Source organism: Ruminococcus flavefaciens ND2009, assembly GCF_000621785.1.
Taxonomy (GTDB): Bacteria; Bacillota; Clostridia; order Oscillospirales; family Ruminococcaceae; genus Ruminococcus; species Ruminococcus flavefaciens_C.
Genome location: NZ_JHXI01000038.1, coordinates 1 through 1,043, shown reverse-complemented (window position 1 = coordinate 1,043; position 1,043 = coordinate 1). Strand labels below are relative to the sequence as shown.

At 38.4% G+C, this 1,043-nt stretch carries 1 protein-coding gene; it reads left to right on the top strand.

Annotated features, from left to right (window positions below; all coding sequences use genetic code 11):
* Window positions 1–1,043, top strand: a 1,043-nt coding sequence (locus T488_RS19850) for a hypothetical protein (RefSeq protein ID WP_037297511.1), incomplete at both ends; no start/stop codon positions are given.

Here is a 1,043-nt window from a genome sequence, read left to right as displayed (position 1 = left end):
GGATTCATTTCCTACGCAGAAACAGGCGACAGCCCCGAACAGGCTGTTGAGGAGACCTCAGATAATGAATTGGAATATGGCGGCTTGTTCGGGAAAATGTTTTCTGACGAGATCGGTGAGTCACAAAAAGGCACCAAGAGAAAGCAAGAGGAAAAATATGCTGTCTACAGGATGTATCATGAATACCTGGAACCTTTCCTCGGTGTTGAATACTCTGCTGTTGAGGATTGTACGCTATTTGTTGGGTTCTACAATGATGAGGGCACAGAGCTCCTTTTTTCTCAGACGAACAAACTGCAAAAATCTGATAATGGTTATGTTGAATTGATCATTAATGATGTACTTCCGGAAAGCTATCTGATAAAATCGTTTATCGTCGGAGATGAACTGTGTGAGCCGTTATCATCTCCTTGTACATATGATAAATGTACTAAAAGAATACAGGAGATCCTGAACAAGACGACAGATGATTTTGATGACGAGAATGTTGTGAATTTTAATAATGATAAAACTGACAATTTCCTTGTAACCAAAGATGGAATAGTGAGTATCACATCAACTTTAGAAAAAGATACATATGTTGAGGGGGATGGATCCGAAACATATAAATTCACAAATCCTGATAAAGTGAGTGATCTTAAAATCGGTGACAAAGCGCTGATCATCGCACCGTTCACTGCGCTTTGTTTTGAAGTTCTGGATATAAAGAAAAGTGCCGATTCTGTTGTGATCACACCAAAAGATATTGATGTAAACACCGCAATTGATATGATCAAATACAACACAGAGACTCTGGGCGATGTTTACTATGAAAAGTTAGAGACCGAAGAAAATGATGATGTAAAGTATGTAGGAAGTGACCTGGATGCAGAGAATACAGAAAACCCGTCTGATACATCTGTACTCAGACTTCCCCATGTAACTCCGTTAAGTGATAAAAAATTCCATTTTTCACGTTCACTTACATTTGATCTGAAAAAAGGCAGTAAGAAAAATATATCTGTGGCAGGACAGGTTACACTATTTGTGAACTTTGAATGTGA